General features: G+C 72.1%; 15 protein-coding genes. 8 read left to right on the forward strand and 7 right to left on the reverse strand.

What is annotated here, in order from left to right:
• The first annotated feature begins 302 nt into the window (after nt 1-302).
• On the forward strand, nt 303-1,850 hold the full coding sequence (locus ACHBTE_RS22235) for an MFS transporter (RefSeq protein ID WP_394725756.1): 1,548 nt from the start codon (nt 303-305) through the stop codon (nt 1,848-1,850).
• 66 nt (nt 1,851-1,916) lie between these two features.
• On the opposite strand, the gene ACHBTE_RS22240 is transcribed toward ACHBTE_RS22235, so the two are convergent.
• The gene (locus ACHBTE_RS22240) at nt 1,917-2,849 is read right to left on the reverse strand and encodes an endonuclease/exonuclease/phosphatase family protein (protein ID WP_394725816.1); all 933 of its coding nucleotides are present in this window, start codon (nt 2,847-2,849) and stop codon (nt 1,917-1,919) included.
• Between the two features lie 95 nt (nt 2,850-2,944).
• Here ACHBTE_RS22240 and ACHBTE_RS22245 point away from each other — a divergent pair, with 95 nt between their 5' ends.
• The 3 genes from ACHBTE_RS22245 to ACHBTE_RS22255 all read left to right on the forward strand — a co-directional run bounded on the left by ACHBTE_RS22245 (nt 2,945) and on the right by ACHBTE_RS22255 (nt 4,735).
• The gene (locus ACHBTE_RS22245; protein WP_394725757.1) at nt 2,945-3,433 is read left to right on the forward strand and encodes a GNAT family N-acetyltransferase; all 489 of its coding nucleotides are present in this window, start codon (nt 2,945-2,947) and stop codon (nt 3,431-3,433) included.
• A 278-nt stretch (nt 3,434-3,711) separates the two neighbouring features.
• Nucleotides 3,712-4,551, forward strand: coding sequence for a Scr1 family TA system antitoxin-like transcriptional regulator (locus ACHBTE_RS22250; protein ID WP_394725758.1), 840 nt, complete (start codon nt 3,712-3,714; stop codon nt 4,549-4,551).
• Entirely contained in the window at nt 4,523-4,735 is a 213-nt protein-coding gene (locus ACHBTE_RS22255; RefSeq protein WP_394725759.1) for a DUF397 domain-containing protein, read from the forward strand. Before ACHBTE_RS22250 ends, ACHBTE_RS22255 begins: the two co-directional genes overlap by 29 nt.
• On the opposite strand, the gene ACHBTE_RS22260 is transcribed toward ACHBTE_RS22255, so the two are convergent.
• Genes ACHBTE_RS22260 through ACHBTE_RS22275 form a run of 4 tightly spaced genes read right to left on the reverse strand, consistent with a single transcriptional unit; the run spans nt 4,732 to nt 12,089 of the window.
• Nucleotides 4,732-8,526, reverse strand: a complete 3,795-nt coding sequence (locus ACHBTE_RS22260; RefSeq protein WP_394725760.1) for a TIR-like protein FxsC — start codon at nt 8,524-8,526, stop codon at nt 4,732-4,734. The two genes, ACHBTE_RS22255 and ACHBTE_RS22260, sit on opposite strands and share 4 nt — an antisense overlap.
• 6 nt (nt 8,527-8,532) lie before the next feature.
• The gene (locus tag ACHBTE_RS22265; protein ID WP_394725761.1) at nt 8,533-9,591 is read right to left on the reverse strand and encodes an AAA family ATPase; all 1,059 of its coding nucleotides are present in this window, start codon (nt 9,589-9,591) and stop codon (nt 8,533-8,535) included.
• Complete coding sequence (locus tag ACHBTE_RS22270) at nt 9,588-11,204, reverse strand: hypothetical protein (RefSeq protein ID WP_394725762.1); 1,617 nt, start codon at nt 11,202-11,204, stop codon at nt 9,588-9,590. The genes ACHBTE_RS22265 and ACHBTE_RS22270 overlap by 4 nt, the downstream gene beginning before the upstream one ends.
• Nucleotides 11,205-12,089: a TIR domain-containing protein gene (locus ACHBTE_RS22275; protein WP_394725763.1), complete on the reverse strand. Its 885-nt coding sequence runs from the start codon at nt 12,087-12,089 to the stop codon at nt 11,205-11,207. It abuts the gene before it with no gap.
• Nucleotides 12,090-12,356: 267 nt separating this feature from the next.
• Between ACHBTE_RS22275 and ACHBTE_RS22280 the strand changes: the two genes are divergently transcribed.
• From ACHBTE_RS22280 to ACHBTE_RS22295, 4 genes are all read left to right on the forward strand, one after another.
• Nucleotides 12,357-14,132: a hypothetical protein gene (locus ACHBTE_RS22280; RefSeq protein ID WP_394725764.1), complete on the forward strand. Its 1,776-nt coding sequence runs from the start codon at nt 12,357-12,359 to the stop codon at nt 14,130-14,132.
• Nucleotides 14,133-14,200: 68 nt separating this feature from the next.
• Nucleotides 14,201-14,845 (forward strand): hypothetical protein, encoded by a 645-nt coding sequence (locus ACHBTE_RS22285; RefSeq protein ID WP_394725765.1) that lies wholly within the window; start codon nt 14,201-14,203, stop codon nt 14,843-14,845.
• 235 nt (nt 14,846-15,080) lie between these two features.
• Complete coding sequence (locus tag ACHBTE_RS22290) at nt 15,081-15,545, forward strand: DUF485 domain-containing protein (protein WP_394725766.1); 465 nt, start codon at nt 15,081-15,083, stop codon at nt 15,543-15,545.
• Nucleotides 15,542-17,152, forward strand: a complete 1,611-nt coding sequence (locus tag ACHBTE_RS22295) for a cation acetate symporter (RefSeq protein ID WP_394725767.1) — start codon at nt 15,542-15,544, stop codon at nt 17,150-17,152. Before ACHBTE_RS22290 ends, ACHBTE_RS22295 begins: the two co-directional genes overlap by 4 nt.
• Before the next feature lie 125 nt (nt 17,153-17,277).
• Here the strand turns inward: ACHBTE_RS22295 and ACHBTE_RS22300 are convergent, their stop codons facing one another.
• Together ACHBTE_RS22300 and ACHBTE_RS22305 are read right to left on the reverse strand one after the other, a co-directional pair.
• Nucleotides 17,278-18,165, reverse strand: coding sequence for a cellulose-binding protein (locus ACHBTE_RS22300; RefSeq protein ID WP_394725768.1), 888 nt, complete (start codon nt 18,163-18,165; stop codon nt 17,278-17,280).
• 371 nt (nt 18,166-18,536) lie between these two features.
• Nucleotides 18,537-21,557 carry an SUKH-4 family immunity protein gene (locus ACHBTE_RS22305; RefSeq protein WP_394725769.1) on the reverse strand — a complete coding sequence of 1,007 codons (3,021 nt, stop codon included), beginning with the start codon at nt 21,555-21,557 and terminating at the stop codon, nt 18,537-18,539.
• Nucleotides 21,558-21,559: the final 2 nt, after the last annotated feature.

Here is a 21,559-nt window from a genome sequence, read left to right on the forward strand (position 1 = left end):
AGCCCCCTCTTGTGCGGGGGAAAACCCCACCCCCACGGGTTTGGTCAGCCCGCCCCCCAGCGGCGTGAAGCCAGATTAAGGACGGCCCCCGTGCCGTCTCGTCCTCCGGCGGTACCAACCCTCCCCGAGACGTAGTACGGAGGTCCCCCTAAGGGCTGTCCACCCTCCGGCGGAGCGCGTCTCGGGGTCACCTCCACCCTGAGACCCATCAAGGCTCCACCCTCCCGCAACGTCAGGGTCAAGTGGGAAGCTGATGCGCGGCAGATAGGTGCAAGGGGAAAGCAAAAAAGGAGAGAGAACCGGTGGGCAGTACGAGTCCCGCGCTACCTGACACCGCACAGCGCACCGGAACCGACAGGCGGACGGCCGTGGTAGCGGCCCTGATGCTCGCGATGGCGCTGGCCGCGCTCGACTCCACCATCGTCTCCACGGCCGTACCGCAGATCGTCGGCGACCTCGGCGGCTTCTCCGTCTTCTCCTGGCTGTTCTCCGGCTATCTGCTGGCCGTGACGGTGACCCTGCCGGTCTACGGCAAGCTCTCCGACACCTTCGGCCGCAAGCCGGTGCTGATCGCGGGTGCGGCGGTGTTCCTGCTGGGCTCGCTGCTGTGCGCACTGGCCTGGAACATGGGGGCGCTGATCGCGTTCCGGATCGTGCAGGGGCTGGGCGGCGGGGCCCTTCAGGGGACGGTGCAGACACTCGCCGCCGACCTCTACCCACTCCGGGAACGCCCGAAGATACAGGCCAAGTTGTCCACGGTGTGGGCCGTGTCCGCGGTGGCCGGGCCGGGGTTGGGCGGGGTCCTGGCGGCGTACGCGGACTGGCGCTGGATCTTCCTGATCAACCTGCCGATCGGGGCGGTGGCGCTGTGGCTGATCGTGCGCCACCTGCACGAGCCGCAGCGCGCCCCCGGCCCGGACGGGGCGTCCACGCGCGCGCGGATCGACTGGGCGGGCGCGCTGGCGGTGTTCGCGTGCGGAGGTGTCCTGCTGACCGCGCTGGTGCAGGGCGGGGTGGCCTGGCCGTGGCTGTCGAGACCGTCGATCGCCCTGTTCGGCGCGGGTCTCGCGCTGGCGGCCGTCGTGGTGCTCGTGGAGCGCCGCGCGGCCGAGCCGATCATCCCGGGCTGGGTGTGGCGCCGCCGGACGATCGCCGCGGTCAATCTGGCGCTCGGCGCGCTGGGGCTGCTGATGGTGGCGCCGACGGTGTTCCTGCCGACGTACGCCCAGTCGGTCCTCGGACTCGCCCCGGTGGCGGCCGGATTCGTGCTGTCCGTCTGGACGTTGAGCTGGCCGGTGTCGGCGGCGTTCAGCCAGCACGTGTACCGCAGGATCGGGTTCCGCAACACGGCGATGCTGGGGATCGGGGCGGCGTCACTGATCCTGCTGGCGTTCCCGTTCCTGCCGTATCCCGGGGCGGCCTGGCAGCCCACACTGCTGATGCTGCTGCTGGGGGCCGCGCTGGGGCTGTTCCAACTGCCGCTGATCGTGGGCGTGCAGTCGACCGTCGGCTGGTCGGAGCGGGGCACGACGACGGCCTCGGTGCTTTTTTGCCGGCAGACGGGCCAGACGGTGGGCGCGGCGGTGTTCGGCGCGGTGGCCAACGGTGTACTGGCCGCACGGCTGGGCGGCGCGAGCGACCTGGACTCGGTGACGCGCGCGCTGGATTCGGGCGGCACGGCACCGGAGGCCACGAGACGGGCCATCGCGGACGCCGTGCACGCCGTGTACTTCGGGGCGGCGGGCGCGGCGGCGCTCGCCTTCCTGGTGCTGTTGCTGCTGGCGCCGAGGCGGTTCCCGGTGCTGAAGGAGGACGCCGCCGGGGAACAGCCGGGGACCAAGGGGGCCTGACAGGCGGTGACCACTCGGGCTGCCGGCACGAAGACGAGCGAGCTCGATTCCGCCGCGCCGGTTGCCTCACCCCACCCTGACGCGCGCGGCGACCGGCAGATGGTCGCTTCCGGTGGCGGCCAGGGCACGGATGTGACAGACGCGCGCCGAACGGGCCATGACCTGGTCGATCCTGGCCAGCGGCAGGGCAGCGGGGAAACTGAACGCGAAACCCCGCTCCGCCACGTTCATCCGTGAGGTGAGCGGGGCCAGCCCGCGGTCGTCGACCGTGCCGTTGAGGTCGCCCAGCAGAATCACCCTTCTCGACTCCTCCCCGGCCACCGCCCGGCCCAGCAGCCCGGCGCTCTCGTCACGCCATGCGGACGCGAGGCCGCCCGCCCGCACCCGGACCGAGGGCAGGTGCGCGACAAAGGCCACGAGGTCGCCGTACGGCGTCCGGACCGCGGCCCGCAGCCCACGCCGCCAGTCCCCCGTGATCCCCCGGGGTTTGATGTCCACCGCGCGGACACCGGTGAGCGGATGCTTCGACCAGAGGCCGACGGTCCCCCGCACGGCGTGGTACGGAAACTCCCGGCCGAGCGCCTTCTCGAACGCCGGCAGCGTCCGCGGCACGAGCTCCTCCAGCGCGATGAGATCGGGCCGGACCGCGGCCAGGGCACGGGCCGTGCCCGCCGGATCGTCGTTCTCGTCGCTGACGTTGTGCTGCACGACGACCAGCTCCCCCGCACCCGGCTCCGGCGGCGCGGGCAGCAGCAGCCCGCCGAAGAGGTACGTCCAGGCCGCCACCGGCAGCAGCAGCGCGAGGAGCGCGACGGCCGAACGACGCAGCAGGGCGAGGCCGAAGAGCACGACGACGACCGCGCCGAGCCAGGGCAGGAACGCCTCCAGCAGACTGCCCGCCCGCCCCACGGAGTTGGGCACGGCCCGATGGAACGCCAGCAATCCGGCGGTCAGCACGGCGAGCGCGGCGAGCACGCGCCCCCGCGTCGCCCACCGCATCGCTGCCGCTGCCGCCTTCGACGTCACACCGACCAAGACGATCTACGGGTAAAAACAGTTTCCGCCCGCCCCAGGGCTGTCCTTATCCTGCGCCCATGGTGAAGCTGGAGCGGCTACGACCCGATCACGCGGACGCCCTGCTGGCCTTCGAGCGGGAGAACCGGGAGTACTTCGCCCGCTCGATTCCGGACCGCGGGGACGCCTACTTCACCGAATTCGCCGCCCGGCACAAGGCGTTGCTGACCGAGCAGGAGGCCGGCGTCTGCCACTTCCACCTGGTGCTGGACGATGAGGGACGCCTGGTCGGCCGGGTGAACCTGATCGACGTGGCCGACGGGTCGGCCGAGCTGGGCTACCGGATCGGGCAACGCGCGGCGGGCAAGGGCGTCGCCACGGCGGCGGTCGCGGAGGTGTGCCGGGTAGCCGGGACGGCGTACGCGCTGACGTCCCTGGTCGCCGTCACCACCTCGGACAACGCCGCCTCCCGGACCGTCCTGGAACGGAACGCCTTCACGCTCGCGTCGGAGACGGTCGTGGGCGGGCGGCCCGGAGTGCGCTACCGCCGCTCACATCTGGGGCATTGACAGGGTGGAAAGCGGCCCGCGAGGTCGAAGGGGGTCTCCTTCCGGGAGGGCTGGTACGTCACTGTGGGTCCCCATGTCCGGCCGCTGTCGCGTGAGACGCGGAGGGTGAGGGAAGGGCCGGGCAGCCCTTCGTACGGGTCTTTCTGCTGGTCCACGTGTTCCACACCGTCTCCCTTTCACTTTCCGTACTGACTCATACACACAGTGACGTCACTCTGGGTACGCTCGGAAGGTGCCTCAGCGTGACAACGGCGTCTGCACGGAGGGGAGTTGCACGGGTGGCGATCGAGGACAATCCGCGTTCGCGGGAGCAGTACGGGGCTGAGCTGAAGCGGAGGCGGGAGGCTGCGGGGCTGACACAGGAGCAGTTGAGTCAGCGGGCTGTGATGTCTCGGACGCATATTGCGCATATCGAGGCAGGGAGGCGGAGGCCGGATCCAGATGACGCGAGCCGGCTCGATCACGTGCTGGGAGCGGATGGATTCTTCGTGCGGTTCCTGCCGACGCTGGACGGCAAAAAGGTCGCCGAACACTTCGCGGAGGCAGCGGAGCTGGAGCGACAGGCAATCGCCATCAAGCAGTACGCAGTAACTTTGGTGCCCGGCTTCCTCCAGACGCCCGAATACGCGCGCGAGGTGCTCGGTTCGGGGCATCCCGCCAAGAGCGACGAGAAGAGGGACAGCCTCCTCGCCACGCGCCTCGAGCGGGCTCGCGTGCTGGAGACCTTCGACTCTCCCGAGGTGACCCTGCTGTTGGGTGAGGCGGTTCTGCGTCAAGTCATCGGCGGTGCGCAGGTCATGTGCGAACAGCTGCGTCACATTCTGGAGTTGGGTGAAGTGCGGCGCATCAGGGTGCATGTCCTCCCCTTTGCTGTAGGCGCCCATGCCCTCCTCGAAGGCCCGCTCAAGCTCATGCGCCTCGCGGAACTACCGCCCGTCGCCTATGTCGAAGGCTTGAAATCCGGCCGAATCTGGGAGCTCCAGTCCACTGTGCGCCAGTTGGAAGACGTCTACGATCACGCATTGGGCGACGCCTTGTCGCACCGTGAGTCCCTGGCACTGATCAGGTCGATCGCGGAGGATTACGACTATGAAGCGCAGCGAGACCAGCGTTCCTGACGCATCGGTACAGACGGGCTGGCGCAAGTCGAGCTATAGCGGGGAGAGCGGCGGCGACTGCCTGGAGGTCCACGACTCCCCCCGCCCCGCCCGCATCCCCGTCCGGGACAGCAAGAACCCCACCGGCCCGGTGATCGTCTTCGCGGCCTCCGCCTGGTCGGCCTTCGTCGCCGCGGTTCGTTAGTTCGCGCCCTCCTCGAAGGCGTTGTGCAGGTCGTCGAAGAGGCGAGGATCGCAAGGCGCCAGTCGTGTCGTCTTCGCTACGTGCACGATCCGCTCGGCGAGTTGTCGGACCACCCGGTCGAACCGGTCTGTCTTGTTCGACTCCATCAGACCCAGCAGTCCCCTGTCGACGTACAGGGGGCCGAGTTCGGAGTCGGTGTACTGGAGCCCCCAGCTGACCGACGGCAGATGCCTGGGCGCTGTGGGCATCCAGAGCACGGGCACGATCGCCGAGCCCGTGTGCCGACGGATTTGCCGGTCCCGCTGCTGGCGCCGGTCGAAGGCGTCCCATTCCATGCCGCACCATTCGCTTCGGAAGTAGCGTGGCGAGTACAGGGGGACGAACACCTGCGCTCGGGCCAGCGCCTGCTTCATCTCCCTTTCCCAGTCTGCGCCCGGCAGCACCGCACCAAAGAAGCCGAGCCCCTCCTGCGGGGTGTCGGTCAGCTCCGCGAGGTGCCGGGTCAGCTCTGTGTAGAGGCGGTGCACGTAGTAGTCGGGACCGGAGCGGAGCGCAGGCGTGTGGGCGTAGCTCAGATAGAAGAGCGGGCCGTTGCTCGGCTTTCGGTCATGAGCCCGGGCCGCACGCGGACGTACCTGCGCGAGGAACCGGTCGACGAGTGCCGGCGTGATGGTCAGCTTCGTCGTGTGATCGCCGCGTTGCACGAACATGGAGCACAGCTGTCCGTCCACATCGATCAGTACCGTACCGGCTGTCCTCCGATACACCGGCGAGGAGGCGAGGTCCACCGCGGCCGACGGTTTCGAGCGGCGCTCGGGCTCGTGCCACATGACGACCAACTCTCGCTCTCCCGCTGGAGCGACCGGCACCGCCTGTAGCGCAGGCTCGTCGGTCCGCACCATGACCAGTCCCGGAGCTTCACTGCGCATCGCCATGTGTCGCACACGAAACGTCCGACCATCCCGGCAGTGGACCTCGACCCCCTGGACCGTGCCGGTGCCGTAGTCGCAGTCGCTGATGAGCACGGCGTCGGGCTGTACGGCGACACCGGTGCCGGCGAACTTGCCGTCGTGGGTGACCCAGACGAGTGACCGCAGAACCCGATCCAGCCCCGGACCGCCCATCAGTCTCTCCAGCGCGAGACTGCCGACGGGCCGCCCTCGCGCCGCGACAACCGAGGCCCAGTCCGCCAGGGCCCACATCTGGGGGCCCCCGATGTCGACGAGATCGGCCAGCTCCTCGGTCCGCTTCCATGTCTTGCCGCGCTGGGCCTCGATCATCTCGGCGAGGTACCGCACGGCCGACTCACGGTCGGGGTGTTCGAGGCGTAGCCCGTACGCCCTCACCGGCCATCGTGCCTCCGGAGTGAGGGTCACCAGCAGACTGCCGCTTCCCTCAGGCGGTCGGCACAGCTTTCCCCATTCGGCCGGATCGTCGGGGTGCGGAGCGAAGGTTTGCGGGGTGACGTCGTCGTAGATCAGCAGCCAGCGGGGATGGGCGATGAGGTAGTCACGCAGCCTGGTCAGGCGTCGGGCGGGGAAGGCTCCGGGCTCCTCTTCGGCAGGGGGGATTCCGAGGTCGTCGGCGAGCGCAATGAGGTCGTTCAGCAACGTTTCGCGGCTGCGCGCGCGGATCCATCGAACCAGGCTGAACTCCGAGGCCATTTCCTGGGCGCAGTCGGCCACAAGTGCGGTCTTGCCGACGGCCGGGGGTCCCTTGACCACCCATGTGCGCGGCGTCCTGTCAGGGTGCGGCTCGCTGAGGGCACGGAGCAGTTCCCGTGCCTCACCACGGCGGACGTAGAACGGCGGTAGTTCGGGCACCCGGCTCGGCACGCGCGCCCCGGGCCGCCTCGACGCCACATCACCGTCGCCCCCCACCGTCGTGCGCAACGGCTTCGCGAGGAAGGCCGGCCCGTCGTGCTGGTCCCTCCCCCAGGACCACGAGAACCGCAGACGCCTCCGCTCCCGCCGCCGTCTCATCTCTTCCTCGGGACCCCTCGGAGCCCCTTCTCCCGTCCCGTCCGCCCCCACCCGCCCCCGCGTCAGCTTCGCCGCCACATCCCGGTAGTCCCCGCCGACCCTCTCGATGACGGCCACCGCGACATCCGCGAACGCCCGGCTTCCTTCCGGCAGTTCCAGGCCGTCCAGCGTGCCGTCCCCCGCGGCGGCGATCAGCGCGCCGAAGTCGGTCACCCCGCCGAACGTCGCCGCCACCCGTTCGCTCACGCCGTCGACGACCCGCTCCAGCACGCGCAGCGACTCCGTGCGGGTCATCCGGTCCAGCAACGCGTCGCGCACGCCGGCGCGGAAGTCGTACAGCACGCCGTCGGGGTCCTCACCGGGCTTGGCGGGAGTGCGGCGGACCAGGAGGCCGGACAGGAGGATCTCGGCGAGGTGCATCGGGGTGGAGGCGGGGAGCATGGTGCGCTGGACCAGCCGCATCACGGGCAGGCTGAGCGGGGCCGCGGCCAGCAGCCGCAGCAGCGCGAACGCCTCCGGCGAGTAGCCCTCCTCGAAGCGTCCGACCAACGCCCCGGCGGTGCCCGACTCATCCACCGAGACCGCCGGGCCCGGCCGTTCCACGACCGTCAGCGGTACGGCACTCAGCGGCACCCAGTCCGTCGTACGACCGGAGACCAGCCGTGCCCACGGCGCCAGCCAGCCCTCGGAGAGCTCCAGGGCCGGCAGCCAGCGGATCCGCGCCCGGTCCGGCGCTCCTGCTCGCCCCCGCGCGATACCCGGCAGTGGCCGCGACGACCGCACGTCGAGCGCGGCCCGTTCGGTCTCCGTGCCCCGCGCCCGCACGGGTACGGCACACAGCGCCGTGCGGTGCCACAGCCGGCCGGGCAGCACCTGGAGCGCGGCGACGGGGCGTTGCGCGGACCAGTCGGCGAGGGCGTCGGGCAGCGCCTCGCCGTACCAGGCCGGACCCACCCCGTCGGTCAGGACCAGTACCGCGCGGCGCCCGGCGGGGTCGGCGAGGGACTGCTTCCAGTGCCGGGTGGGCGAGGCCGCCTGTGCGCCCCGCCGGAACGGCGCGAGCGTCGGCTCCGCCTCGTCCGTGTTCAGCGCCCATGCGCGGACGTCGGCGAAGGCGCCGTGCCGGGCGAGCAGGGTGCGCAGTTCGTCGGCCAGGCGGTGCCAGACGGTCATCGTCGTGCCGGTATCGATCAACAGGTCGACGGAGAAACGGCGTTCGCGGGCCGGGCGCAGGATCGGCAGGAGCAGACGGGTGTCGCCGGAGGCTGCTGCGGTGGCGTCCACGTCCAGGGTGCGGATGCGGGTGGACGGCACCGTCTGGCGCAGCGGGCGCAGCGCCCGGGTCAGGGCCAGTGAGTCGGTGAGGGCCCGGGGCTGGGCGACGCGGATGGGGTGCGCGGCGCCGGGCCGGGCGGCGGCGTCGGGGCTGCCGGGGAGGTGGAGGCGGGCCGAGGGCGGCTCGGGGTCGGGCCCGGCGGCGGGCGGTTCGTCCGGCGTGGCAGCGGGCGGCGGGGGTTCGTCGGGGGGTGGGGGCGCGGTGGGGTCGGTGCCGTTGCCGAGGAGGGACCAGTCGACGGGGTCGAGGCCGCTGAGCCGGGCGATCCACAGCACGTCGAGTGCGTCACCGGCGTCCGGGCCGCCCCCGGCGCCGAGCAGCCTCGCGAGCTCCTCGCGCAGTACGTCGCCGGGCGCCGTGGGCCCGGCTCCCGCCACCCCGGCCGCGTGCTCGCGGGCACCCGCGCCCACCACCCCGGCCGCCTCCCCACGGGCACCCTCGCCCGCCGGTCCGGCTTCTCCGGCCCCCGGCACGCCGGCCTAGCCTCGATCCAGCGGGCGCAGCAGGTCGTCGCCGAGCAGGGACCGCCCCTCTTCGGTGTCCCACAGCCCGCGTTCCGCCATGAGCAGCGCGTTGAGCAACTGGTCGTTGGCCAGGGTGCCCACCTCCCGCTGCTTGGCCAGGAACTGGGCGATGATCTTGGCCCGTACCTCGGCGGACCCGCTGTTGCCCCCGACGCCCGGCGCACCGAGATGTGCCGCGACCATGCCGGTGAGCTGGTCCTTGTCCGCCGGTCCGATCTCCAGCCGGATGCAGCGGCGCAGGAACGCCATCGGGAACTCGCGCTCCTCGTTGCTGGTCAGCACCACGAACGGGAACTGGGCGCAGGCCACTTCGCCGTCGAAGACGTCCGCCTCCGTACGGTCCGCGGTCGTCACCGTCTGTCTGCCCCTGCCCAGCCGGGCCAGTTCGGGGATGACGAACTCGCCCTCCTCGAAGACGTTCAGCAGATCGTTGGGGAAGTCCATGTCGCTCTTGTCGATCTCGTCGATCAGCAGCACCCTGGGCCGTCTCCACGGCAGCAGTGCCGTCCCGAGCGGCCCCAGGGACAGGTACCTGCCGATGTCCGGCGGCGGGACCGGATCGGCGCCGGGATCGCGGGCGGCGCCTTCCTTGGCCAGCCCGGCGTCGTAGAGGCGGCCGACGGCGTCGTACTCGTACAGCCCGTCCTTCAGCGTCGACCGGCTGGTGATCGCCCAGCGCAGGACGGGGCCCAGCTTCAGCTCGTGGGCGACGGCGTAGGCGAGCGTGGACTTGCCGGTGCCGGGCTTGCCGGTCAGCAGCAGTGGCCGACGCAGGTGCAGGGCGAGGTTGACCAGGTGCTTCTCCCGCAGGCCGACCTGGTAGGCCATGCCCTGGCCCCGGCGGCCGAGGTGGCGGCGGTGGGCGTCGCCGTCGGGGGCCCGCGGGGGTTCCGTCGGCCGTCCGCCGCCGCCGTGCCGGAACGCCCGCCACGGGGGTGCCGCCGGCAGACGGTCGATGCCGTTGTGCGGAGTGCCGGTGCCCTGGTAGACCCACCACGCCTGTGTCTGCGTCATGCTGCTCCTTCGCCGGCGCCGCGGGTGCCGGGCATCTGCTCGTCCTGGCCGGTGGAGACGCAGGTCGGGTCGTCCCACAGCAAGGTGATCTGGTGGTGCACGCTGCCCAGGTCGTCGCGTGGAGCGCGTTTGCGCGCCTCGTGCACGCTGTGCGGAAGCTGGGCCAGCAGAGCGGGCGGCGCGCCGTCGCGCAGCACGTCCAGGAGTGTGCCCGGGTCGCCCGCGTCGCGCCGCCAGACCATCACCGGAACGCCGTCCCACAGCAGCGCGTCCCGTACGGCGTCCCTGATCAGGGCGTCGTCGTGGTCGTACGGTGTGCCGAGGCCCAGGCAGGAGAGGTCGGCATGGTCACGCAGCCAGTCCGCGACCTGAGCGGCTCTGGTCAGCCGGAGGGACGGATATCTGCTGCCCGGGCAGACCCACGGCTTCGTCCCGTCGGTGCCCTCGCCCGTCGTGTCCGGGCCCATCCAGCCGATGCGTCGCAGCGCGTCACCGGGGTGGCAGCCACGGTCGAGCGCTTGCCAGCGGCGCAGCCATTCGTCGTAGACCGTGCTGTCCTTGTACCGGGTCAGCGACCGTACGACGACCTGGCAGGTGTGTCCGAGCCGCACGTCGGCGGAGCCGGTCCACGCCTCGGTGGGATGGCCGAGCAGCGAGTGCGGCAGCAGGAACTCGACACGCTTGCTGACGCCGCGGCCCGCCTGGGCCCACTCCTGCCAGTCCGCGAGGAAGGCGGGCCCGTACAGGTCGATCTCGGCGCCGCTGAACAGCCCCGGCAGGGCCCTGGAACCCCGGTACACCAGCCGGCCACGGCCGTGGCGTTCGTAGTAGAAGCCGCGCAGGGAGTACATACGCCGGGTGTACGGCAGGTCGCTCGGCGGGCCCTCCTCCTCCACCCGTACCTGCACGATGACCTGTCGCTCCGCGCTGGTCTCCGCCGGCGGCGGGGTCAGGGCCTCCGGTTGTGTCACGCAGGACAGCGTCTTCAGGAGTTTCGGCCCGGCCTCCGGATCCTGGGTCAGCAGGCCGAGAAACCGCAGGAGTTGTACGCGGCGGTCGTCAGGGCGGGCCGCCGGCCGCGGGGCGTCGTACAGCTGGAGCAGAACGCGCGCGACGGTTCCGTTCTCCAGCGGAAGGCCGGCGTCCTGGCGTTCGGCGAGGTAACGGAACACGGCGCCGCGGCCGAACCCCTGCGGGCGCTCGCGCAGTTCACCCACGAGCCCGGTCAGGTAGCGAGCCGGCAACGGGCCGCTCGGTGCGGTCACCACCGTGACCAGAAGGTCGAACCACTCGGTACCGATGTCGTCCGGCTCCGCGATCAGCAGGGCGTCTCTCAGTGACTCGAGTGTGTTCGTGCGCCGTGCGGTGCGGACGATGGCGCGCAGATGGTCCCGGGTGACGCGGTGCTCGCCGACGGCATCCCGTAACCGGGGGTCGGTCTCCTGGAGGAGGGCGAGCCGGTCGTCGGCGCTTCGCAGGCGCGGGATGTCGGCCAGTGTCTCCACGAGCAACCGTTCCACGCGCCGGTCCACACGCCGGTCCGCGCCGCCCGGCAGGGTCGGGTCGGTGGCTCGTCGGGCGGGCAGCGCGCTACGCAGCAGACGGCCGAACACTCACTTCTCCGGAAGCACGAGCCCGCAGCGAACGAGGAGGGCGCGCACCTTTTCGACGCCGGTATCGTCCGGCACGATCTCGTCGAGAGCCACATACATCGCCGTGCACGCCGCGTCGGCCAGGTGTGTCGTGCGTCTGATACGGCTGTCCAGCGCGCGCAGATGGGTCCGGGCGTCGTCGGACTCCGGCACCTCGAAGCGGCGGGGAAGGCCCAGGGACTGGCCCATGACCTCCAGCAGTTCGTGCCTCGTGCCGCTGCGGTGCAGTGCCGGGACGTCGAGGAGGGCGCCGACCAGTTCCTTTCGGTCGGGCATGACGAAGGCCGCGGCCGGCGAAACGCGGGGCGCCGCCGGCTTCGGCCTCCCCTTCAGCAGACCGAGCAGACCGAGCAGCTCATCTGCTCCGTCCTCGGTGAACTTGTCGACGGACACCACGGTGTCGGTGTAGGGGCTCAGCCACAGCGGCAGTTCACCGGCCGAGCGACCCGGCAGGACGACCGGCACGATCCGTTCCAGGGCGGCCTCGGCGTCCGCGTAGACGAGGTTCCTCAGCAGCCGGGCCTCCCACTGCACACCCAGCCCCTCACCGGGCCGGGCGTCGCCCTCCGCCCGCCTCTTGTACTCGGGCGAGGCGACGACGATCACGTGCCGGCTGTCCCGGATACCGCGCAGCATCCACAGCGCCCAGTCCTGACGGCGCTCACTGGCAGGCACGTCCAGGTCGGCGGCGACCCCGCGGCCGACCAGGAACTCATGGAACTGCCCGACCTGGGCGATGTGCCTCTCGTCGTCATGGGCGTAGGAGATGAACACCCGCCCCGCTGCCCGCATCCCACCCATGTGGTCTCCCCCTTGCTTCCCGCGCACCACGACGAGTGGATCCATGATGGCTCAACAGGGGCGTGCGGGGGATGTGTTCGTGGAGGTCGACCAGCCGCGTTTCGTGACGGTCGACCAGCCGCGTTCGTGAAGCTCGACCAGACGTGTTCGTGAAGCTCGACCAGACGTGTTCGTGGAGGTCGTCCCTCAGCCCAGCCGTCCGGCCCCGAAGCCCGCGCCCGATCCCCTAGGGCGAGCCCTCAGCGGGACATCCGGGACCGAGCATCCCCGAGCAGGACGCCCCGCACCCCTTCCCGCCGGTCTGCTGGTCTCATGGACCTCGACAGGCGTCTCGACAAGCGCCTCAGCAGGCGTACGGCGATGGCGGCGGGACTGGGCGCGGCGATCACGGTGGCGGGTACGGCGACGCACACCCGCGCGGCCCGGGGCGCCGCTGCGCCGGTGCTCACGATCCCGGGCGAGTCCCCGTCCCGTACGAACATCCCCGTGGCCCGCGACCGCCGCGCCTCCGGCGGCCGTTACCTCGCCCTGTCGACCACCGAGCCGCCCCCGGCGGACACCGGCTGGTACGCCACCTACCGCGTCCGCGTCCCGCGGGCGGGCGTCCACGCGCTGACCGCTGTCGCGACCGCGCCGGTGGAGACCGCGCACACGGAGGCGGTCGGTTCGTATCTTCAGCTGTCGGTCGACGACGGACCGTTCACCGACCTCGCCGGCTCACAGCCCCACTGGTACGCGTCCCGGCCGGCGTGGGGGGATCTGTCCGCACTGGAGCTGGGTGTGTGGGAACTCCGCGGTGGGGAGTGCACGTTCACTGTGCGAGTCGTCGAACCGACGGTCCTTGACAACAGCATCGCGTACGTCCTGTCCCTGGACCATCTCCTCCTGCGCCCCCTGCCCGGCGGACCCGCGCTCCGCGAGGTCTCCGTCCCCCGTCACCGCGCCGGTGAGCCCGCTCACCTGCGTCTGACCCTCCATGGCCGTGCCTCCCGCCCGTACCCCGTTCACTACGCCGTCGTCGACTACTTCGGCCAACGGGCAGCCGGCGGCCGTACGACCATCCCCGCAGGCCGCAGGAGCACCACCGTCGCCCTTCCGGCCGGCCTGCCGCCCGGCCACTACCGCGTCCACACCGACGACGGGACGACCGGCACCTTCGCCCGGCTCCCTGCGCGCCGCGCGGGCATCGACGCGTCCGTCAACCGCTTCGGTGTCAATGTCTGGTCCTCCTCACTGGTGCCACCTGCCCGGCTGGCCGAATTCGCCGCGGCCGTGCGGGACATGGGCGTGGGGTGGATCCGTGACGGTCAGTCCTGGCCGGCCGCGGAGCCCGCGCCCGGTGCGTACGACACCGCGCACCACGACCGGGCCACCCGCACCCTGCGCGCCCACGGTCTCGCCGTCCTGGACGTGCTCTCCCCCGCCCCCGAGTGGGCGATGACCGACGCCTCCCTGCCCCTCCCGGGGGATCTGCGGCACGCGTACCGCTATGCCCGCCGCCTGGCCCTGGCCGGCCCCGAGGCGCTCCAGCTGTCCAACGAACCCGACGTCGACACCACCCGCAGCACCGGCGACGCCCACGCCGCCTTCGTCAAGGCAGCCGCACTCGGCATCAGGGACGCCTGCGCCGAACCGCCCGCTGAACCGCCCGCCGAACCGCCCCTCGTCGTGCTGCCCGGCATCGCCCAGGCCGGCCCCTTCCAGGACCTGATGCTCGCCAACGACGTCGTCCGGTACGCCGACGCCTGGGCCTTCCACGGTTACCCGCACCCGGACGAGCAGCACGATCCCGCGTTCCCCGGCGCGGCGGACGAACAGCACGCGCTCGCCCGGCGGCACGGGGCGGACGCGGTGCCGCTGTGGATGACGGAATGCGGGGCGTTCCAGCAGACCCCGGACGATCTGACACCTCAGCAGGAGGTCGTCCAGGCGCGGTACCTGGTGCGCTCGATGGTGGAGGGGCTGGCCGCCGGGAACGCCCGGCAGTTCTGGTTCGCGGGCCCGCCGCTGCACGACGACGGCGTGTACTTCGGGCTGCTCGGCCGGGACTTCGGCCCCTGCCCGCGTACAGCGCCTTCGCCGCCCTGACCTCGCTGCTGGGCGCGGCCCGGTTCGTGGGGCGCCTGCGGCGGCTGCCGGAGGGTGTCCGCGGGTTCGTGTTCGACGACGGGTGCGGGCGGCGGGTGACCGTCGTATGGGCCGAGGCGCGGGCCGGCGCGGAGGCCGGGGGGCACGGGCGGGTGCGGGTTGCGCTGCCGGGGTCGGCGGGGGTGGCCTACGACATCATGGGACGCCGGATCGGGCAGCGGACCGCGGTGTTCGCCTCGCCGGATCCGGTGTACGTCGTCTCGCGCGCCCCCGCGTCCTCTGCCACTGCGGTCACCCCTCAGAGCCGGGGCGGGCATCGCTCGCGGTGTCCCCTGACCCCCGCCGAACACATCGTCCTCAGTCAGCGTTACGCCGCCCGCAACGCCGCTCACGGCAAGGACGACGGCGACGCGCCACCGCCGTACGGCTACCGCCTGGGCCGTCGCACGCGGATGACGGTCGACGTCTACAACTTCGGCGACTCGGCGCGGCCCGTGACCGTCACGGCGCAGGCGATGGGGGCGGGCTGGACGGTCGGGGCGGTGGGCGGCACGCGGGTGTATGTGCCGGCCGAGGGGTGTGTCGGTGTGGGTTTCGTGGTCGTCGCGGGACGGTCGGCGAAACGGCGCACGGACCAGCGTGTGGCGTTCCGGGCGAGGCTCGACGACGGGGACGAGGTACCGGGCAGCGTGGCGCTGGTTCACCTCAAGTGATCACCGGAAGTAGTGCCGCAATCGCTTGCCGTAGCCCACAGGGGCCCCAAAAGTCCGAGTTAACGCGAGTAACACCCCAGGTCAGACACAGTTTGGTGGAGAAACCGCATACCGACCACTCAGTTTGAGGAAACCCTCGCGTTTTCGCTTACTCCGAAGTAACGTGCGTGGCTCGCCCGCCCCCCACCTCCCTGCGGTCCGCCGCACCGGACCCGAGCCACGCAAGGAGTACGGGATGTCCCCGTCCTACGACTCGTCACCGCCCTACCCATACGGGCCAGGTGACCAGACACCGTCGTACGCCACCTACCCGTGGCAGCCCGCCGCCCCGCCGGAGCCCCCCACACCCCCACGGCACCGGACCCCCGACCACCCGCCCCTCGGGCACCACAGCGACCTGCGGATCCTGCGCACGGCCTACCGGTGGCAGCGGCGGGTGGCGACGCTCACCGCACTCGGCTACTTCACGCTGTTCCTCATCCTGTCCGCCGTCGCGCCCGGATTCATGTCGAGCTCGGTCACCGACGGACTGCCCGCCGGCCTGCTGCTCGCGCTGCTCCAACTCCCCGTCACCTGGCTGGCGATCTGGCTGTACGAGCACACCGCGCGCCGCCACGTCGACCCTCTCGCGGACCGCATCCGCAAGGAGGCCGCGGTGGACGCCAAGCGTGAGGCAGGCAAGAGGGGAACGGAACGATGACGGACTTCAGCTCCGACGCGCAGGCGATGTCCCTGGTCGCCTTCTGCGCCGTGGCCACGATCACGCTGCTGCTGTGCGTGATGACGGGCCCGGACCGGGACGACCTCGACGAGTTCTACACCGGCTACAGCTCCCTGTCGCCCATGCGCAACGGCCTGGCGATCGCGGGCGACTACATCAGCGCGGCGACCGTGCTCGGCACGACCGGCGTGATCGCGCTGTGCGGCTACGACGGCATCGTGCTGGCGCTGAGCACGGCCCTGTCACTGATGCTGCTGATGTTCCTGCTGGCCGAACCGCTGCGCAACGCGGGCCGGTTCACGATGGGCGACGCGCTGGCCCGCCGGATGCCCGGGCGGGGCGTGCGCATCGCGGCCTGCGTGGTGACCCTGGCCGCGCTGATGCCGCTGATGCTGGTGCAGCTGGCCGGTACGGGACAGTTGCTGGCGTTCATCCTGGGCTTCTCGGGCGATTCCTTCCAGACCGGATGCATCGTCGGTCTGGGCGTGCTGATGATCAGCTACGCGGCGATCGGCGGGATGAAGGGCACGGCCCTCATCCAGATCCTGAAGATGGTGATGCTGCTCGGCTCGGGCGCCGTCGTCGCCGTTCTGGTACTGGAGCGGTTCGACTGGGACCCGACCGCGTTGTTCAGTGCGGCGGCGCAGCAGAGCGGGGTCGGCTCGGCGTTCCTGGAGTCGGGGCTGCAGTTCGCGGGCGGACCGTATCCGCGCCTCGACATGATCAGCTCCCAGCTGGCGGTCGTTCTCGGCGGGGCGGTCCTGCCGCACATCACGATGCGCATGTACACCGCGAGCGGAGCGCGTCAGGTAAGGCGTTCGATGTCGTGGGCGGTGTCCAGCGTGGCGGTGTTCGTGCTGGTGATCACGGTGGTCGGCTTCGGCGCGACCGCGCTGATCGGCCGCCAGGTCATCGCCGGGGCGGACCCCCAGGGCAACACGGCGTATCTGCTGGGCTCCAGGGCCGCCTTCGGCGCCGAGGTCTCGACCGCGGAGACCCTGCTCTTCACGGCGGTCACCACGGCCATCTTCCTCACCGTGCTCGCCTCGGTCGCGGGCATGATCCTCGCCTGCGCCAACTCCCTCGCCCATGACGTGTTCGCCACCCGGGTACGGGAGCTGTCCGGACGCCGCGAGATGACGCTGGCACGGCTGTCGGCGCTGGCGGTGGGCGTCCCGGCGATCATTCTGGCGACGATGGTCCAGCACCGCAGCCTGCAACCCCTGGTGACGCTGTCCTTCACGCTGGGCGCCTCGGCGATCGCCCCGGCCCTCGTCTACAGCCTCTTCTGGCGCCGGTACACGAAGACCGGTCTGCTGTGGACGCTGATCGGCGGCACGGTCGTGGTCCTGGCGCTGATGCCGGGCACCAACCTGGTCTCCGGCTCCCCCATCTCGGCCTTCCCCGACGCCGACTTCAACTGGTTCCCGTTCACCACCCCCGGACTCGTGTCGGTCCCGGCCGGCTTCGCCCTCGGGTGGCTGGGCACGGTCCTGTCGGGCCGGGAGAAGACCGAGGAACAGCGGCAGCAGTACGAGGCCGTGGAGGCATGGATTCTGGCGGGGGCGGTGCGCAGGGGGAACTGACGGGGCGGTGACGGGTCGGGCGCGGCGGCCGGAGGTTCGGCCGCCGCGCATGACGGTTCATGCGGCACGCGTCATGCGTCAGGTGCCGGGTGCCGGGTATCGGGTGCCGGTGTCGGATGTCCCGCTCACTCCCGGGCCGTCTGCCCCGTAAGTGCCGTCAGGCTGTTGCGCATCTGGCCGATGTGCGCCCGCACCTCGTCCCACATCGCCTGGTGCTCGCGCAGCACGCGTTCCGTCTCCTCGGCGATCTGGTCCGTCCGCCGCCGGGCCTCCGCGAGCACCTCCGCCGCGCGCGCCTGCGCCTCCTCCTGCAGCCGCTCCGCCGCAGCCTCCGCCTCCACCAACTCCTGCCGCGCCTCCACCACCGAGGCCTCGGCCTGCGCCATCCGCTCCCCCTCCGCCGTCCCCAGCGCGATCAGCCGCTCCTCGTCCTCCCGCTCGGCCTCGGCCCACCGCTGCGCCTGCTCCTTGGCGAACTCGGCCTGCAACCTCGACGTTCGCTGCCGCACCTCGCGCAACGCGCCGAGCTCCTCCCCGCGCCCTTCCTTCACCGCACGCCGGGAGGCGATACGGATCTCCCCCGCCTCGGCGCGGGCCGCGGTCAGCCGCTGCCGGGCGTACTCGTCGGCGTCGGCGCTCACGACATCGGCATGCGCCTGTGCGGCCTCCCGCACGCCGTCCGCGTACGCCTGCGCCTCGTCCATCAGTCGCTGCGCCTCCTGACGCGCGCCCTCCCGGACGGTCGCCGCCTCCTCCTGAACCAGCTGGAAGACTTGCCGCGCCCGTTCGCCGAGCGTCTCGTACGTCTGCGGGGTGAGCTGCGCGACCACCTCCCGCAGCCGTTCCGCCTCCGCGTCCATCTCCTTGGCCAGCACGGTGAGCCGGGCGGCTCGTTCCCAGGCGGCGTCGCGGTCACGGAAGAGGGCGTCGACAAAGGCGTCGACCTGTTCGGGGCGGTAGCCACGCCCTCGTACGACCACGAAGTCGTGGGGCGAGACCGGTGAGCCGCTCATCCTGGGACCCCTTCCGCCGAACGGATGCGAAATGATGATTTAGCGCACATCTTGATGTATCGGACATAAGGGCTCATAACGCGACACTCCGCACGCAGGGGCGGCTGGGCGTGCGGAGAGGGGGAGAAGTGCAGGTGAGGAGGGTGGGGAAGGGGATCGAGGGAGGGTGGAGAAGGGTCGGGTGAGGCGCGCAGAAGAGGGGCGGGGCGCGGGGTCGGGTCAGCTGGGCATGCGAAAGGGCCGGCCCCGGTCGTGCAAGACGCACCGGAGACCGGCCCTTCGTGGCGCCCGTCGTACAGACCTCGTATCGCCCTCGGGTCAGTTGAGAGCCGTATCGCCTCGAATCAGCTGAGAGATGTACGCGGACGCCCTCACAGCAAGCCGTCCCACATCTGCTCCAGCAGCACCGACCACCAGCTCTCCGGCGAGCCGAGCGCCGCCGGGTCGAGGCCGGCGAGCTGGGCCTGGAAGTCGACGGTCCAACGGCCCGCCTGCTCCTGGTTCAGCCCGAACCGCAGCCGCCACATCCGGCCCAGCAGCGCCAGACAGCGCTGGAACTCGGGCAGCCCCGTGTTCACGAACTGCGGCGGCATCGGCGCACCGCCCGGCCCCGCCTCCACCGGCACGGCGACGATGTTCGCCGTCCCGTACTGCACACAGATCGCCCTGCCGAAGTCGCTGCCCATCACGAGGTACGAGCCCGAGTCCGACGCGGGCTGCACACCACGCTCCTGCGCCAGCTCCGCCAGCGTCGGAACGGGCCGCCCCGGCTGGGCCTGCGCCCAGAAGAACGGACCCATGTCCATCGGCAGGCCCCCGACCACCAGGCTGTGCGCCACGACCGGCGGCACGCCCTGCCGGGACACGGCGGCCTGCTCGAACCGGAAGATCCCCGGCCCGAACGCCCCCGCCAGCTCCTGCGCCACGCCCTCCGGCGGAATCGGCGGCACCGGGTGCACCGGCGGAAGCGGCGCCCTGACCGGCGCCGGCCGCGCAGGGCCGTCGGCCACCTGGTGCAACTCACCCTGATGCGCGAGCAGTTGCCCCATGCCCTGCTGCCGGCTGGCGTGATCCGTACCGTACGGCGCGATCGACGTGATCCGCGCCTGCGGCCACTGCTCCCGGATCATCCGCGCGCAGTAAGCGCCCGGCAGCTCGCACGACTCCAACTCGGTGTGCAGCTCCAGCACCTGGTCCGGCGGCACGTTCATGCCGCGCAGCTCGTGGAAGATCTGCCACTCCGGGTGCGGCGTACCCGGCGCCGAACGCCGGATCAGCTGCTGCTCCGACCCGTCCTGCGCGCGGTAGCGCAGCACAGCCTGATAGCCGGGGCCGACGGTCGGCTGACCGGTGGGCTGCTGCGGATAGCCGTAGGCCGGAGGCTGCCCCGGCACGGGCTGCCCCGGCACGGGCTGCCCGTGCGGCGGCGCGACGGCACCCGGGGCCACGGGAGGCTGCGGGCCGCCGGGAGGCACTCCGGGTCCGTGCGGTCCGCCGGGCGGGGCGGGAACACCCGGCCCACCGGGTACGCCGGGAGCGCCGGGCATGCCGGGAGCACCCGGCGCCTGCGGAGGCGGCGGCACACCCGGACCGCCGACCGGCGGCGCGGACAGCACGGTCTCCGCGTGGTGAACGGCACCAGGCCCCCCGCCCACGGAGCCCTGACCCCCCTGGCCACCGTGACTGCCGTGCCCACCGGGCACGCCCGGCGCACCGGGAGGCTGGGGAGCACCGGGAGGCTGTGGCGCGCCTGGCACACCAGGGACGCCGGGAGGACCGGGCGGCTGCGGCGCCCCCGGAGCGCCGGGCACCCCGGGGGCACCCGGAGGCGGCGGCGCACCGGGGCCACCGACCGGGGGCCCGGCCAGCACCGTGGCGGCATGATGCACACCGCCCGGAGGCGTACCGCCGGGCGCACCGGGCGGGTTGGGAGCACCCGGCGGGTTGGGAGCACCGGGCGGATTCGGTACGCCTGGCGCACCGGGCGTACCAGGGGCGCTGGGCACTCCGGGCGCACCCGGAGGACCGGGCGGCTGCGGAGCCCCCGGCCCGGCAGCACCCTCGGGCCCATCGAGCCCATCGGGCCCCAGTGCCGACACGAGCTGCGTCGGAACGTACCCACCACCGGCCGCCCCCGGAGCACCCGGCGCCCCCGGCGGCGGAGGCGGCGTCGCTCCGGCCCCCGGACGGTGAGCCGGAGGTGCGGCCTTGCTCGTCGCTGCATCGGCGATGTCCCCGGCGTTCGGGGCGTGCGGCGGCGTGGCACCCGGCGGCGGAGGTGTACCCGGCGCACCGGCACGCTGCGGATAGCCGTACGACGGCGCACCCGGCGGCGGAGGCGGAACAGCACCCGGCGCCCCCGGCGGCGGAGGGGTCGGACCTGCGTGCGGCGCACCCGGCGGCGGAGGCGTCGAACCTGCATGCGGCGCACCCGGCGGCGGCGTACCGCCCTGCGGGGCCCGCGCACCTGGCGCGTTCGGATCGTCCAGCGCCGGCTCCACAGCCGTACGCGGAAGCTGACTGCCACCCGACATCAGCGCGGTCTTGGCATCCGGCCCGACAGGCGGCGGCGCGATGTCATCGGCGTTCAGCGGAGGCGCGAAGACCGTCTCCGGCAACGGCACGGAACGGTCCTCGCCCGGATCGGCGTTGGTGTCCGTCCCGGCCCACGGAGTCGCCCCCTCGGGCACCCCGGGAACAACAGAGGCACCGGGTACGCCGGCTGCTCCCGGCGCGGAAGCGGCCGAAGCCCCGGCCGGCCCGCCGGAACCCGCCTCCGCCGGAACCCCGCCCTGTGTCTCGGCAAGCGCCCCGGCACCGGACGTACCACCGCCCGAACCGTCGGCACCACCGGAGACACCGGAACCGACCCCGGCCCCGGCCCCCGCGTCCACACCCGAACCGGAGGTCGAACCGGAACCCGAACCGGAGATCGAGCCGGAACCCGGACCGGAACCGGAATCAGCACCCGAAGCGGAGGCCGAACCAGAACCCGGACGAGCCTCCCGCCCATCCGGCCCGCCCATCCGATCCGCCGCCTCCTGCAACCACTCCGGCGGAGTCAGCAGGAACGACGTCTGGTTCAGATCCACCCGGGCCGGAGCAGCCGGCGCCGGTTCCGGGACCGTGCCCGCACGGCCGTACTCCTCCTCGTACCGGCGAATCACCTCACCCACCGGCAGCGAAGGCCACAGCGTCGCCTCCCCGCTGTCCCGGGCGATCACCAGCCGCTGCGCGCCACCGTCCGAACGCGGCCCGTCCGAACGGTCCTCCGCCCACACCACGAACCCGAGCTCGAACTCCCGCACCCGCACCTCACGATGCTGGTACGACGGCACATCCCCGTTGATCCACTCTTCCGCGCGCTCCTGCGCCTGCGCGAACGTCACCATCG

Origin of the sequence: Streptomyces sp. M41 (assembly GCF_043673425.1) — a bacterium.
Classification (GTDB): Bacteria; Actinomycetota; Actinomycetes; order Streptomycetales; family Streptomycetaceae; genus Streptomyces.

Bases quoted from the DNA above. Each gene is read 5' to 3' on its own strand.
- ACHBTE_RS22280 (WP_394725764.1), top strand. From the start codon at position 12,357: ATGGACCTCGACAGGCGTCTCGACAAGCGCCTCAGCAGGCGTACGGCG.
- ACHBTE_RS22275 (WP_394725763.1), bottom strand. From the start codon at position 12,089: ATGGATCCACTCGTCGTGGTGCGCGGGAAGCAAGGGGGAGACCACATG.
- ACHBTE_RS22295 (WP_394725767.1), top strand. From the start codon at position 15,542: ATGACGGACTTCAGCTCCGACGCGCAGGCGATGTCCCTGGTCGCCTTC.
- ACHBTE_RS22300 (WP_394725768.1), bottom strand. From the start codon at position 18,165: ATGAGCGGCTCACCGGTCTCGCCCCACGACTTCGTGGTCGTACGAGGG.
- ACHBTE_RS22245 (WP_394725757.1), top strand. From the start codon at position 2,945: ATGGTGAAGCTGGAGCGGCTACGACCCGATCACGCGGACGCCCTGCTG.
- ACHBTE_RS22265 (WP_394725761.1), bottom strand. From the start codon at position 9,591: ATGACGCAGACACAGGCGTGGTGGGTCTACCAGGGCACCGGCACTCCG.
- ACHBTE_RS22240 (WP_394725816.1), bottom strand. From the start codon at position 2,849: ATGCGGTGGGCGACGCGGGGGCGCGTGCTCGCCGCGCTCGCCGTGCTG.
- ACHBTE_RS22290 (WP_394725766.1), top strand. From the start codon at position 15,081: ATGTCCCCGTCCTACGACTCGTCACCGCCCTACCCATACGGGCCAGGT.
- ACHBTE_RS22255 (WP_394725759.1), top strand. From the start codon at position 4,523: ATGAAGCGCAGCGAGACCAGCGTTCCTGACGCATCGGTACAGACGGGC.
- ACHBTE_RS22305 (WP_394725769.1), bottom strand. From the start codon at position 21,557: ATGGTGACGTTCGCGCAGGCGCAGGAGCGCGCGGAAGAGTGGATCAAC.